General features: G+C 74.1%; 13 protein-coding genes and 1 riboswitch. Of the genes, 4 read left to right on the plus strand and 9 right to left on the minus strand.

The genetic code is table 11. From position 1 onward, the window contains the following. Positions 1 to 60: 60 nt before the first annotated feature. A riboswitch (FMN riboswitch) is annotated at positions 61 to 191 on the minus strand. A 93-nt stretch (positions 192 to 284) separates the two neighbouring features. Next, positions 285 to 1,007, minus strand: coding sequence for a sulfite exporter TauE/SafE family protein (locus tag QWU11_RS37800; protein ID WP_290119337.1), 723 nt, complete (start codon positions 1,005 to 1,007; stop codon positions 285 to 287). 177 nt (positions 1,008 to 1,184) lie between these two features. Here QWU11_RS37800 and QWU11_RS37805 point away from each other — a divergent pair, with 177 nt between their 5' ends. Beyond that, positions 1,185 to 2,204 carry an MBL fold metallo-hydrolase gene (locus tag QWU11_RS37805; RefSeq protein WP_290119338.1) on the plus strand — a complete coding sequence of 340 codons (1,020 nt, stop codon included), beginning with the start codon at positions 1,185 to 1,187 and terminating at the stop codon, positions 2,202 to 2,204. Here QWU11_RS37805 and rpe read toward each other — a convergent pair. The 3 genes from rpe to QWU11_RS37820 are packed head-to-tail and all read right to left on the minus strand — an operon-like array spanning position 2,192 to position 4,480. Further along, positions 2,192 to 2,857 (minus strand): ribulose-phosphate 3-epimerase, encoded by a 666-nt coding sequence (gene rpe, locus QWU11_RS37810; protein WP_290119339.1) that lies wholly within the window; start codon positions 2,855 to 2,857, stop codon positions 2,192 to 2,194. The genes QWU11_RS37805 and rpe overlap by 13 nt on opposite strands. A gap of 28 nt (positions 2,858 to 2,885) precedes the next feature. Beyond that, positions 2,886 to 3,542 (minus strand): class I SAM-dependent methyltransferase, encoded by a 657-nt coding sequence (locus QWU11_RS37815; protein WP_290119340.1) that lies wholly within the window; start codon positions 3,540 to 3,542, stop codon positions 2,886 to 2,888. Next, the gene (locus QWU11_RS37820) at positions 3,539 to 4,480 is read right to left on the minus strand and encodes a LysR family transcriptional regulator (RefSeq protein WP_290119341.1); all 942 of its coding nucleotides are present in this window, start codon (positions 4,478 to 4,480) and stop codon (positions 3,539 to 3,541) included. Before QWU11_RS37820 ends, QWU11_RS37815 begins: the two co-directional genes overlap by 4 nt. Positions 4,481 to 4,605: 125 nt before the next feature. Between QWU11_RS37820 and QWU11_RS37825 the strand changes: the two genes are divergently transcribed. Beyond that, a complete protein-coding gene (locus QWU11_RS37825; RefSeq protein ID WP_290119342.1) occupies positions 4,606 to 5,886 on the plus strand; it encodes a pyridoxal phosphate-dependent aminotransferase in 1,281 nt (426 codons plus the stop codon). A gap of 98 nt (positions 5,887 to 5,984) precedes the next feature. On the opposite strand, the gene QWU11_RS37830 is transcribed toward QWU11_RS37825, so the two are convergent. Both QWU11_RS37830 and QWU11_RS37835 read right to left on the minus strand, forming a co-directional pair. After that, entirely contained in the window at positions 5,985 to 6,881 is an 897-nt protein-coding gene (locus QWU11_RS37830; protein WP_290119343.1) for a serine hydrolase, read from the minus strand. Between the two features lie 156 nt (positions 6,882 to 7,037). Then, the gene (locus QWU11_RS37835; protein WP_290119344.1) at positions 7,038 to 7,904 is read right to left on the minus strand and encodes a LysR family transcriptional regulator; all 867 of its coding nucleotides are present in this window, start codon (positions 7,902 to 7,904) and stop codon (positions 7,038 to 7,040) included. Positions 7,905 to 7,985: 81 nt separating this feature from the next. Between QWU11_RS37835 and bla the strand changes: the two genes are divergently transcribed. After that, positions 7,986 to 8,858, plus strand: coding sequence for a class A beta-lactamase (gene bla / locus QWU11_RS37840; RefSeq protein WP_290119345.1), 873 nt, complete (start codon positions 7,986 to 7,988; stop codon positions 8,856 to 8,858). Positions 8,859 to 8,875: 17 nt separating this feature from the next. Then, on the plus strand, positions 8,876 to 9,709 hold the full coding sequence (locus QWU11_RS37845) for a class I SAM-dependent methyltransferase (RefSeq protein WP_290119346.1): 834 nt from the start codon (positions 8,876 to 8,878) through the stop codon (positions 9,707 to 9,709). Here QWU11_RS37845 and QWU11_RS37850 read toward each other — a convergent pair. From QWU11_RS37850 to def, 3 genes are read right to left on the minus strand one after another with little or no spacing between them, the layout of a single operon-like run. Beyond that, the gene (locus QWU11_RS37850; RefSeq protein ID WP_290119347.1) at positions 9,696 to 11,060 is read right to left on the minus strand and encodes a transcription antitermination factor NusB; all 1,365 of its coding nucleotides are present in this window, start codon (positions 11,058 to 11,060) and stop codon (positions 9,696 to 9,698) included. The genes QWU11_RS37845 and QWU11_RS37850 overlap by 14 nt on opposite strands. Further along, positions 11,060 to 11,986: a methionyl-tRNA formyltransferase gene (fmt, locus tag QWU11_RS37855; protein ID WP_290119348.1), complete on the minus strand. Its 927-nt coding sequence runs from the start codon at positions 11,984 to 11,986 to the stop codon at positions 11,060 to 11,062. Before fmt ends, QWU11_RS37850 begins: the two co-directional genes overlap by 1 nt. Continuing rightward, positions 11,986 to 12,531, minus strand: coding sequence for a peptide deformylase (def, locus tag QWU11_RS37860; protein WP_290119349.1), 546 nt, complete (start codon positions 12,529 to 12,531; stop codon positions 11,986 to 11,988). The genes fmt and def overlap by 1 nt, the downstream gene beginning before the upstream one ends. Between the last annotated feature and the right edge of the window lie 31 nt (positions 12,532 to 12,562).

The raw sequence follows: 12,562 nt of genomic DNA on the forward strand, positions 1-12,562 counted from the left end.
TCAGGCTCCGGGATAACGGCGGAGAACGCCACTCGCACCGCACCCCGCAAGGGGGTACGGCCGCGCGCTGCCTCCCATCCGGACTTTAACCGTCGGTCCCGGAATTTCACCGGGTCAACCGGCCGATGGTTTCGGCCGGGTCGCGGACTGTAACCGCCGGTTCGGAATTTCACCGACCCCGGAGCACGCTTACGAACACTTGCCAACCAGTGTGCCACGCCGGACATTCCCTGCAACGTGTGAGGAAGCGCACGTTGACGTCTTGCGTCCCGCATGGGTGCGGTTCACAACTCGATCACGCCCTTGACCACCGTCAGCACCGCGCCCGCCATCGCGAGGACGATCACCGCGGCCTGCGCACGCTCCGGCGAGACGCGTCCGGCCAGGTGGTTGCCGAGCACGATGCCCGCGAGCAGACCGGCGGTGACCGTGACCCAGCCGGGCGCGGCCATGGACGGCCGGCCGCCCTTGGCGAGCAGGGAGGCGACGCCCAGCGCGGCGAAGACGAGCTGGGCGGTCGCCGCGAAGTTGCGCTGCGCCCATCCGATGGACACCGCGTAGACGGCCACCGCCGGGCCGCCGGCGCCGACCGTGACGTTGAGGAAGCCCGACCCGATCCCGGCGATCACCGCGCCGGGCGTGCCGCGCAGGACCCGGGCGCGCTCGCTGGCCACGACGGCGACCAGCGCGACGAGGATGAGCAGGCCGACGACGATGGCGAGCGGCGGGGCGGGCAGGTCGCGGGCGAGCCAGGCCCCCGCCGCGACGGCCGGCAGCGCGGGCCCGATCAGCAGGGCGGCCCGCCGCAGGTCGACGTCGCGCCAGACCTGGGTGAGCACGACCAGCGCGGTGACCGCCCCGCAGGCGTTGATCACCAGCACGCCGTCGAACGGGCCCAGCAGCAGCACCATGAACGGCGAGGCCACGAGCGAGAAGCCGAGGCCGGTCACCCGCTGGGCGCTCGCGCCGACGAGGACCACCACTCCCAGCCCGATCGCCTGGATCATGCCGGGGACGGTGCCACAGGACCGTACGCGCCGCCACCTCATCACCCCGGCCGGCAGGGGCCGTCACATGGCTAGAGTGTCGAGATTCACCGGCCTCAGCCGTAGTCCCGGGCGAGGGAGTCCGGTATTAATCGAATCAGGTTCTAAATTCTGCAGCCGGAAGACGAGGGCGTGTCGATGTCGCAGCGGAACGAGTGGATCAACTCTGGAGCGTTCCAGGTCGCACCTGGAGTGCACCGGATACCGCTGCCGCTGCCATCGGATGGGTTGCGCGCGGTGAACGTCTACGCGATCGAGCACGACGAGGGCCTGGTGCTCATCGACGGCGGCTGGGCTCTGGAGGAGTCGCGGCGGCGGCTCGAGACGTCGCTGAAGGAGCTGGGGTTCGGCCTGGCCGACATCAGCCGGTTCCTCGTCACGCACGTCCACCGCGACCACTACACGCAGGCCATCGCGGTGCGCAAGGAGTTCGGCACGCGCGTGAGCCTCGGCATCGGCGAGCGGCACACCCTCGAGGTGCTCACCGCGCCCGGGTCGGCTGACCGCTCCCCCCAGCTCGAACAGCTCCGCGTCTGCGGCGCGGGCCCGGTCATCGAGGCCCTGCGCGCGGTGTGGAAGGAAGGCGGGCACCAGCCGGCCGAGTGGGAGATGCCCGACGACTGGATCGAGGGCCGCGCGGAGCTGCCCCTCTCCGGCCGCGAGCTCCTCGCCGTACCCACACCGGGCCACACGCGCGGGCACCTGGTCTACGCCGACCTCGCGGGCGGGCTGCTGTTCGCCGGCGACCACGTCCTGCCGCACATCACGCCCTCGATCGGGTTCGAGAGCGCGCCGGAGTCATCGCCGCTCGGGTCGTACATGGAGTCCCTGAAGCTCGTCCGCGAGCTGCCCGACATGCGGCTGCTGCCGGCGCACGGGCCGGTCACCGAGAGCGTGCACGCCCGGGTCGACGCCCTGCTGGAGCACCACGCCGAGCGGCTCGACGCGTGCGCGGCGGCGGTCGCGGCCGGGTCCGGCACCGCGTACGAGACCGCACGCGCGCTCACCTGGACGCGCCGCGAGCGCAGCTTCGACGACCTGGACGTGTTCAACCAGATGCTGGCGACCACCGAGACCCGCGCCCACCTGGAGGTGCTGGTCGCCCAGGGCCGCCTGCGCTCGCGGATCGAGGACGGCGCGTCGGTCTACGCGGTGTAGCGGCTCTCGGCGCGCTCGCGCAGGGCGCGTACGGCCGCGCCCGGGTCGTCGGCGGAGTAGACCGCCGAGCCCGCGACGAAGACGTTCGCGCCCGCCTCGGCGCAGCGTTCGATGGTCTCGGCGTTCACACCTCCGTCGACCTGCAGCCACACGTCGAGGTCGCGGCCGCGGATCAGCTCGCGGGCGCGGCGGATCTTGGGCAGCACGACGTCGAGGAACCGCTGCCCCCCGAAGCCGGGCTCGACGGTCATCACGAGCAGCATGTCGATCTCCGACAGCAGGCCGGCGTACGGCTCGACGGCCGTGCCCGGGTTGAGCGCGAGCCCGGCGCGGGCGCCGGCGGACCGGATCTCCCGGAGCGTACGGATGGGGGCGCTCGCCGCCTCGACATGGATGGTGACGCTGGCCGCGCCCGCCTCGGCGTAGCCGGGCGCCCACCGGTCGGGGTCCTCGATCATCAGGTGGCAGTCCACCGGAAGCGTCGTGGTCTTGAGCAGCGCCTCGACCACGGGCAGACCGAGGGTGAGGTTGGGCACGAAGTGGTTGTCCATCACGTCGACGTGGATCAGGTCGGCGTCGGCGACGGCGGCGATCTCGTCGGCGAGCCGGGAGAAGTCGGCGGACAGGATGCTGGGAGCGATGTGCACGGCCATGGTGGATCAAGTGTAGGGCCGCGCCGCCTCAGCCGGGCTTGACCGCCGAGAAGCAGGCCAGCGCACCCGTCACCGTGACCGCGCCGGCCCGCAGCCCCGCCGCCTCCAGCCAGGCGCGCAGATCTGCGGCACTGCCCGGCTCACCGAAGTCACCCGTACGCCGGAGCAGCGCGACGAGCGCGTCCTGGCGCACTCCGGCGCCGGTCACCACCGCGCTGCCGCGCAGTGTCCCGCCGGGCCGCAGGACGCGGGCCATCTCGGCGACCGCGGCGGCCGGGCCGGGGAGGCAGTGCAGGCCGTTGTAGGTCACGACGAGGTCGAACGCCGCCTCCACGAACGGCAGCCGGTCCACGCTCACCCGCGCGAAGGCGGCGTCGAGCCCGCGGCGCGCGGCCTCGGCGCGCGCCCGGCCGAGCATGAACGGCGACAGATCCGCGGCGACGTAGCGCAGGCCGGCGCCGGGCGGTACGCCCCGGAACGCCACGCCTCCGCCGCACGGCACGTCGAGGACGGCGCCGCCCTGCGGGAGCCCCCCGACCTCGGCGAACGAGGCGTACATCGGGCGGACGTCCGCGCCCCACAGCACCCGGCCGCCCAGCCGGGCGATCGGCTCGCGGGCCGCCGCCGCCTCGTAGATCGCCGGGGTCAGGCGGCGCCGGCTCCAGTGCTCCCCGGCCCCGGTCACTCCGCGTCCTTCGGCACCTGGGACCGGCCCACGGCCAGCACGTCGATCTCGGCCACCGCGTCGCGCAGCGCCTCCAGGGTCACCGCCACCGACGGACGGCGCACGCTCGCCGTGCGCACGACGGCGTACACGTAGCGGGTCAGCGACCCCGGCAGCTCGCGCGCGGCGATGCCGGGGACGGCGGCGGTGAGCGCGAGGCTGGGTACGGCGGCGATGCCGACGCCCCGCGCGACCAGGCCGAGGATGGTTCCGAGGCCCTCGAACTCCCACGGCATCGGCGGCGCGCCGCCCACGTCGGCGAGGAGGCGGTCGAACGCCTGGCGCGACGGCTCGCCCGCCGGGGCGGCCAGCCAGGGCTCCTCGCGCAGCCGCCACAGGTTGATCTCGCGCTCGTGGTCGGCGGCCCAGTGTCCCGCGGGGACGACCAGCACGAGCGGGTCGGGGAGGAGCAGGGAGAAGCGAAGGCTGCCGCCGCCGCGCGTCGGCAGCCGGCCGGTCCAGTCGTCGACGAGGGCGATGTCGACCTCGCCCGAGCGGACCTGCCGCAGCCCCTCGCCGGGACGCGTCTGGCGGAGCTGGAAGGTCAGGCCCGCGTGATGGCGCAGGCTGTGCGCGAGCGCGGGCGCGAAGGCCACCGCCGCCGTCGGGAACGCCGTGAGCACGATCTGCCCGGTGGGCTCGACCTCGGACAGGTCGGCCTCGGCGAACTCGATCATCCGGAGGATGCGGTCGGCGTGGTCGGACAGGCGCCGGCCGGCGTCGGTCAGCTCGGCGCTGCGGGCGGTGCGGTCGAGCAGCGCGGTGCCGACCTCGCGCTCGAGCACGGCGAGCTGCTGGGAGACCGCGGACGGGGTGTATCCCAGGGCCTTCGCGGTCGCGGCGATGCTCCCCCGGTCCGCGAACTCGCGGAGCAGCCGCAGCCGTCGCACATCGAGCATAAGTTCATCTTACGCATGGCAGTGGAAAGGCTCGCTTGTACTGATGGCGCGGTCCAATGAACGATGGAGTCGTACGGCCCGCGCGAGTGATCTAGCAGCCAGAACAGCTCCATGGGAGTGAACCAATGCCAGTCGCCGTTTCCGCGACTCTTGCCGCCAACGAGGCCCTCGACCACAGACGCCGGGCCGGGCTCCCGGTCCTCCCGCTCGCCTTCGGCGAGGCGGGCCTGCCGGTCATGCCGGAGCTCGAACGCGAACTCTCAGCCGCCGCCGGACACGGCGCGTACGGTCCCGTCGCGGGCGGATCGGACCTGCGCGAGGCCGCCGCGGGCTACTGGCGGCGCCGTGGCCTGCCCGCCGACCCGGGCCTGATCGTCGCCGGCCCGGGGAGCAAGCCCCTGCTGTACGGCCTGCTCCTGGCCATCGGCGGTGGCGTCGTGGTGCCGCAGCCGAGCTGGGTGAGCTACGCCGCGCAGACCCGGCTGACGGGCGCGGAGCCGATCTTCGTACGGACACCGCCCGGAGAGGGCGGCGTGCCCGACCCGGACGAGCTGCGCGTGGCCGTGACGCTGGAGCGCGCCGCGGGCCGCCCGGTCCGCTGCCTCGTCGTCACCCTTCCCGACAACCCCACGGGCACCCTGGCACGCCCGGAGACCGTACGCCGCGTGTGCGAGGTCGCCCGCGACCTCGACCTGATCATCATCGCCGACCAGATCTACCGCGACCTCGTCTTCGACCAGGGCACCGACTACCCGTGCCCGTCCCGCTACGCTCCCGAGCGCACCGTGATCACGACCGCGCTGAGCAAGAACCTCGCTCTCGGCGGCTGGCGCATCGGGGTGGCGCTGCTGCCCGAGGCCCTCAGCGCCGTACGCGACCGGCTCGCCGCCGTGGCCAGCGAGATCTGGTCGAGCACCTCGGGCCCGACCCAGCAGGCCGCGGCGTACGCCTTCGCGGAGCCGCCGGCGGTCGTCGAGCGCGTCACGGCGAGCCGCCGCCTCCACGAGGCGACGGTCTCCGCGATGACCGAACGCTTCACGGCCGCCGGCGCCCGCGTGGCCCGGCCGCAGGGCGGCTTCTACCTCTACCCGGACCTGGAGCACCTGCGCGAGCCCCTCGGCGTCCACACGTCGGCCGAGCTCGCGGCGCTGCTCCTCGACCGGTACGGCATGGGCGTCCTGCCGGGCAGCGCGTTCGGCGAGCCGCCGGAGGCACTGCGCCTGCGGGTGGCGATCAGCCTGCTGTACGGCGAGACCGACGAGCAGCGCACGGCCGCCCTCACCGCCCAGGACCCGGTGTCGCTCCCGTGGATCGCCGCCGCCCTGGACCGCACGACGGAGGTCCTCACCGACCTCACCGCCCACGAGTCCGCCCCGGTACGAGAGAGGGTGGCCGTAACCGCCTGACGCCTTACCGGAGGCGCGCCGACCGTGCAGTGGAGTGGACTGCGAGCGCTGCGGCCCTCAGGCGGGGCGCCGAGGGGTGGCCGTCATGGGCTGACGTCTCAGCGAAGGTGATCGTGGAGAGTCCGTGCGACGTGGGCCATGAGCGCCTCGGCGGCCGGTTGGACGACCGCCGGGACGTTCGACTCGGTCAGGGCGGCGACCGCGAGGACGGCGCCGTCGTCGTGCTCGACCACGCCGACCTCGTGCCGCAGGTTCAGCAGGGTGCCCGTCTTCGAGGACCACTTCGCGGCGTCGGAGGCGAAGTCGGGCGCCAGGCGATGGCGGATGAGGTTCTCACCCATGAGCGCGCGTACCCGGGCGGTGACGGCGGCCGGCAGGCGCGAGGGCGTCCACAGCGCCTGCAGGAGGTCGGTGAACGCCCGCGCGGATCCGGCGTTCGCGCGGCTCACGTCGAGCTGGGGCACCGGGTGCCCACGTCCTTCGGTCCGCGAGCCGATCGCGAGCGCGTGGGCGAGGTGCGCGTCGCCCGGTTCGAAGCGCTCGGCCGGGGTCTCGACGAGGTCGCGCAGGCGGTGCCGGACCGCGATACCGGCGACCCCCGCGTCGCGTACGGCCCGGTGGACCTCGGCGGGCGGGACCAGGTCGAACAGCACGTCGGCCGCGGTGTTGTCGCTGACCGCGGTGCTCAGGTAGAGCAGATCCTCGACCGCGACGCGCGCCGGATGGCGAAACCTGCCGAGCCCCGCCGGCCCCGGCACGGCGGCGCGCCCCGGCTCGACGTCGATCATCGCGGCCCCGTCGAGGCTCCCGTCGTGGATTCGCGCGAGCACGGCGACGGCGAGCGGCACCTTCACCAGCGACGCGACCGCGAACTCCACGTCGGGGTCGATCCCGATCTCCTCACCGGTCGACAGGTCCCGTACGAGGAACGACCCCGACAGTCCCGCGTCGGAGAGGACCCCGCGCAACTCCCGCGTCAGACGCACGCCGTTCACCCGCCCACCCCACGACCCCTCACTCCGCCGCCGCCCCGCCGACGTACCGCGAACCCCACCCGTACCACGCACGACTCACGCGCCAGGCGCACCGCGCTCACCCGCCCACCCCAGGGCTCCGCGGCTCCGGGCGGCTCACGCGTCCCGCGGCGACGCTCATCCGCCCTCCCCCAGCGCCTGGGCGACGTGCTCTCCCAGGCCGCGCACTCGGCCGGCGTCGTCCGCGGTCTCCGCCGACACCGCGTATCCGCGGGCCACCGGCGTGCCCGCGAGCGGGCGCCACCGCAGGCCCAGCTCGTCCGCCTGCGGCGGTGAGCACAGCAGAAGATCTCCGGCGCTCATCGCCTCCGACGCGGCCGCGACCAGCGAGGCCGCCGACGTGATCTGCGCCGGTACGAGCGCCGAACGGTGGCCGAGCCGCTGCAGACGGTCCCTGATGTGCGCCACCTCGTCCTCCGGCTGGACCCAGATCCGCCGGAACGACCGCCGTCCCCGTACGGACCGCAGGGTCTCGAGCCGGAACGGGCCCGCGCCCTCGTCCGCCAGGGACGCGACACCGAGGGGGACCACCCAGTCGGCCTCGTCCGGCGGGACCGCGTCGAGGGCGGCACGGACCTCGCGGGACCGCAGGAGCTCCGCGCGCTCGGCCGGGCCCGCGGTACGGAAGTCCAGGACGATCTCCTGCGCACGGGCGGCCGCGTCGAGCAGCGCCAGCCGCCGCACCGAGCACGTTTCGGGCACCGCGAGGCCGAGCGGCCGGAGCCTCGCCCGCTCGGCGTCGTGCTCCATCGCCTCGGCCAGCCGTACCAGGCGCCTGGCGGAGGGGAGCATGTCGCGGCCGAACGCGGTGAGCGCCGCCCGCCGCGTCGAGCGGTCGAACAACCGCTCGCCGAAGTGCTCTTCGAGCGCGGCGATGCGCCGGCTCGCCACGGACTGCGGCACGCGGGCCGCCGCCGCCCCGAGCGTGAAACTCCCCCGCTCCCCCACCTGCACGAACACCCGGCACGCCGCCACCAGATCCACAAGCTCACCTTATGCCAAAACAGCATACAAATCAGCATTTGTGTCTTTGACGGCATGAAAGACGAGAGGAAGGCTGCCGTCATGCGCTCTCACCTGCTCGCCGCCGCTCTCGTCCTCGTCTCGCTGAGCGGATGCTCCAAGACGCCCGCCCGGACCGCGACGGCCCCCACGCCCCAGGACGGAGGAGCCTTCACGCGCCTCGAACAGCGCTACCACGCCCGCCTCGGCGTGTACGTGACGGACACCGGCACCGGCCGTACGGTCACGTACCGCGCGGACGAACGCTTCGCGTACGCCTCCACCGCCAAGGCCCTCTCCGCCGGCGTCCTGCTCGACCGCGCCACGGACGCCCGGCTCGACGCGGTCGTCCACTACCGGAGCGCCGACCTCCTCGACTACGCGCCGATCACCAGAAAGCACGTCCGTACGGGCATGAGGCTGCGCGACGTCATCGCGGCGGCCCTGCGCTACAGCGACAACACGGCGGCCAACCTGGTCGTGGACCGGATCGGCGGCCCGCACGGCCTCCAGACGGCCCTGCGCGCCCTGGGCGACACGACGACGCACGCCGACCGGCGCGAGCCCGCACTCAACGAGACCGCCCCCGGCGACGTCCGCGACACCAGCACCCCGCGCGCCCTGGGCACGGACCTGCGCCGCTTCGTCCTCGGCGACGCCCTGCCGCAGGGCCGGCGGACGCTGCTCACCGGCTGGCTCGTGGCCAACACGACCGGCGGCCCGTACATCCGGGCCGGGATCCCGGCCGGCTGGAAGGTCGGCGACAAGACCGGAAATGCCGGTTACGGCACCCGCAACGACATCGCGATCGCCTGGCCGCCCTCGGGGTCCCCGGTCGTCATCGCGCTCCAGTCCGACCGCCGTACGAAGAACGCGGCCTCCGACGACGCCCTGCTCGCCGGCGCCACGAAGACGGCCCTCGCCGCCCTCCGGTGAGATGGCATTCTGGGGGAATGCCGGACAAGATCAAGGTGGAGCTCGACGGCGTGCCGGAGACGCTGCTGTGGAACCTCTTCCACCGGGCCGCCGAGGCCCGCCGCCCGGACGCGCTGCTGAATGATCCGCGGGCGGTCGAGCTGGTCGAGGCGATCGACTTCCCGTTCGAGAAGTTCGGGAAGCCGCAGATGGCGCAGTGGCACGCGCTGCGGGTGCTCTGTTTCGACCGGGCGGTGGGCCGGTTCCTCCAGGACCATCCCGGTGGCACGGTCGTGGCCCTCGGCGAGGGGCTGGAGACCCAGTTCTGGCGGGTCGACGACGGCCGGGTGCGCTGGCTCACCGTGGAGCTGCCCGAGACCGTGGACGTACGCCGGCGGCTGCTCCCGGACGACCCGCCCCGGCGCCGTACGCTGGCGGGTTCGGCACTGGACCTGGGCTGGACGGACGAGGTCGACCCGGCCGGCGGGGTACTGATCACGACGCAGGGCCTGCTGATGTACCTCCGGCCGGACGAGGTACGGTCGCTGATCGCCGCGTGCGCCGAGCGGTTCCCCGGCGGGACGCTGCTGTTCGACGCGGTCCCCCACTTCATGGCCGAGCGCAGCCGCGACGGGAGCCTGGCGGCCCGGAGCGAGTACACCGCGCCGCCCTGGCAGTGGAGCCTGGACCCGGGTGAGCACCGGGAGATCCTGAGCTACCACCCGAACATCGCCGGCGTCCGTGACCTGCGCTATCCCCGCGGCCGCGGGGCGCTCGCCATCGCGCCCCTGGTCCACCGGATCCCCGTCATCCGCAGGCTCCGGATGCCGATCGTCGAGGTGCGGTTCGGCGACGGGGTCAGCGCCGCCTGAGCAGGGCCAGGAACATCGCGTCCGTGCCGTGCCGGTGCGGCCAGAACTGCGCGTACGGGCCGTCGCCGAGATCGGGCACGCCTTCCAGGTACGACGGGGCGTCAAGACGTTCGACGTCCTCGCGCCGCCGGAGGACGTCGTCGACCACGACCCGTGTCTCGGCCAGGTGCGGCGAGCACGTGACATAGGCGACCACACCGCCCGGCCGTACGGCCTCCAGAGCCGAGGTGAGGAGGCTCCGCTGGAGCGGGCCCAGCTCCGCGATCGACTCCGGGCCGCGCCGCCAGCGCGCCTCCGGGCGCCGGCGGAGCGCGCCGAGGCCGCTGCACGGCACGTCGGCGAGCACCCGGTCGAAGGCCCCCGGCCGCCAGGCCGCCTGCGTGCCGTCCACGACGGCGACCGCCGCGGCCGGGCCGACGGAGCGCCGTACGAGCCGGGCGCGGTGCGGCTGCAGGTCGCAGGCCAGCAGCCGGGCGTCGCGCTCGCCCGCCAGCCCCGACAGCAGCGCCGCCTTGCCGCCCGGCCCGGCGCACAGGTCGAGCCAGCGCCCGTCCGGGCCGTCGAGCTCGACGCGGGTGAGAGCGAGGGCGACGAGCTGGCTCGCCTCGTCCTGGACGGCGGCGCGGCCCTCCGCCACGGCGGGCACCGCGGCCGGGTCGCCCTCGGCGAGGTAGGCGGCGTACGGGGAGTACGCGGCGGGCTCACCACCGAGTTCGGCCACGGTCGAGCGGCCGGGCCGGGCCACGAGGGTGACGCGGGGGCGTTCGTTGTCGGCGGCGAGCAGGGCCTCGACCTCGTCCGCGCCGGCGGCGTCGCGCAGCGCGTTGACGATCCAGCGGGGGTGGCTGTGCACGATCGACAGGCGGCCGACCTCGTCGTCGGGCGCGACGATGGCCAGCCACGCGTCGCGGTCGCGGGCCGCCACCTTGCGCAGCACGGCGTTGGCGAACTTCGCCTGCCCCGGGCCGGACACCGAACGGGCCAGGTCGACCGCGGTCCCGACCGCGGCGTGCGGCGGGATGCGCGTGCCCAGGAGCTGGTGGCTGCCGAGCCGCAGGACGTTGAGCAGCGGCAGGTCGATCTTGGCGACGGGCCGGTCGCTGCACATGCCGAGCACGGCGTCGTACGTGCCGCGCCCGCGCAGCGTGCCGTACGTCAGCTCGGTGGCGAGCGCGGCGTCGCGGCCGGACAGGCCCCGCTCGCGCAGGAGGGAGGGCAGCAGGAGGTTGGCGTACGCGTCGCGGTCGTCGACGGCCTGCAGGACGTCGAAGGCGGTACGGCGGACCGGGTCGCGGGGACGCTTGGGCTTGGGCTTGGGCTTGTGGGGTCCGGAGGATCGCTGCTGCGGCATCAGATCAGCGCGTCGCCCTCGGCCGGGCGCACGCCGCGCGCCCAGTCGGTCGCGGCCATCCGCTGCTTGCCCTGCGGCTGGACGTCGCCGAGCCGGACCGGGTGGGAGCCGGTGCCCGCGAAGGTCTCGGTCTTGGTCACCCGCAGCTCGCCCGGGGCGAGCGGGGCCTCGTCGGGCGCCGGGCGTACGGGCCCGAGCTTGAGCCGATCGCCGCGGAACGTCGTCCAGGGCCCCGGCGCCGGCGTGCAGGCGCGGACCAGCCGGTCGATGTGGTGCGCCGGCAGGCCCCAGTCGACGTGGGCGTCCTCGGGCGTGAGCTTGGGGGCGAGCGAGACGCCGTCGGCCGGCTGCGGGCGCGGCTCCAGCTCGCCCTCCTCGACGCCGTCCATCGTGGCCACGAGCAGCTGCGCGCCGGTCGCGGCGAGCCGCCCGAGCAGGTCGCCGCTGGTGTCGGTGGGAAGGATCGGCTCGGTCACGACGCCGTACACCGGCCCGGTGTCGAGCCCCTCCTCGATCTGGAAGGTCGCCGCGCCGGTGATCTCGTCGCCGTGCAGGACCGCCCGCTGGACCGGTGCGGCGCCGCGCCAGGCCGGCAGCAGCGAGAAGTGCAGGTTGATCCACCCGTGCCGGGGGATGTCGAGCGCCACCGGCGGGATGAGCGCGCCGTACGCGACCACCGGGCAGCAGTCCGGGGCGATCTCGCGCAGCCGGTCGAGGAACTCCGGGTCGCGTGCCTTGGCGGGCTTCAGCACCTCGATGCCGGCCTCGGCCGCGCGCTGCCCGACCGGGCTCGCGGTCAGCCGGCGCCCGCGGCCGGCCGGGGCGTCGGGGCGCGTGATGGCGGCGACGACCTCGTGCCGGGACTTCAGCAGCGCGTCGAGCGCGGGCACGGCGGTCTCCGGTGTACCCGCGAAGACGAGCCGCACTAGAGCGCCTTCCCGAACAGCTGGTGCGGGGAGTTCTTGATCACCGGTGGCTCGTCGCCGAACCACTCGGCCTCGCGGATCGCCTTCATCGCGGCCTTGCGCTGCTCGGTGTCGAGCCGGTCGATGAAGATGATGCCGTCGAGGTGGTCGGTCTCGTGCTGGACGCAGCGGGCCAGCAGGTGGGTGCCCTCCAGGGTGATCGGCTCCCCGTACATGTTGAAGCCCTTGGCCACGACCCCCAGCGCGCGCTTGGCCGGGAAGACCAGGCCGGGCAGCGAGAGGCAGCCCTCGTCGCCCTCCTCCTGCTCCTCCGACAGGTCCAGGGTCGGGTTGACGACGTGCCCGAGCTGCTCGTCCACGTAGTAGGTGAAGACCCGCAGGCCCACGCCGAGCTGCGGCGCGGCGAGCCCGACGCCGGGCGCCTCCATCATCGTGTCGGACAGGTCCTGGACGAGCGTGCGCAGCTCCTTGTCGAAGTCCTTGACCGGGTCCGCCGGTGTACGCAACACCGGGTCACCGAACAGACGAATGGGCTTGACGGCCACGTACGGCTCCGATCACGTCTCGTATTGGGCA

The organism is Actinomadura sp. DC4 (genome assembly GCF_030406325.1).
Taxonomy (GTDB): Bacteria; Actinomycetota; Actinomycetes; order Streptosporangiales; family Streptosporangiaceae; genus Actinoallomurus.

Excerpts from the sequence above, each read along its gene's own strand:
- QWU11_RS37800 (WP_290119337.1), bottom strand. The coding sequence starts at position 1,007 with ATGATCCAGGCGATCGGGCTGGGAGTGGTGGTCCTCGTCGGCGCGAGC.
- QWU11_RS37805 (WP_290119338.1), top strand. The coding sequence starts at position 1,185 with ATGTCGCAGCGGAACGAGTGGATCAACTCTGGAGCGTTCCAGGTCGCA.
- rpe (WP_290119339.1), bottom strand. The coding sequence starts at position 2,857 with ATGGCCGTGCACATCGCTCCCAGCATCCTGTCCGCCGACTTCTCCCGG.
- QWU11_RS37820 (WP_290119341.1), bottom strand. The coding sequence starts at position 4,480 with ATGCTCGATGTGCGACGGCTGCGGCTGCTCCGCGAGTTCGCGGACCGG.
- QWU11_RS37825 (WP_290119342.1), top strand. The coding sequence starts at position 4,606 with ATGCCAGTCGCCGTTTCCGCGACTCTTGCCGCCAACGAGGCCCTCGAC.
- bla (WP_290119345.1), top strand. The coding sequence starts at position 7,986 with ATGCGCTCTCACCTGCTCGCCGCCGCTCTCGTCCTCGTCTCGCTGAGC.
- QWU11_RS37845 (WP_290119346.1), top strand. The coding sequence starts at position 8,876 with ATGCCGGACAAGATCAAGGTGGAGCTCGACGGCGTGCCGGAGACGCTG.
- QWU11_RS37850 (WP_290119347.1), bottom strand. The coding sequence starts at position 11,060 with ATGCCGCAGCAGCGATCCTCCGGACCCCACAAGCCCAAGCCCAAGCCC.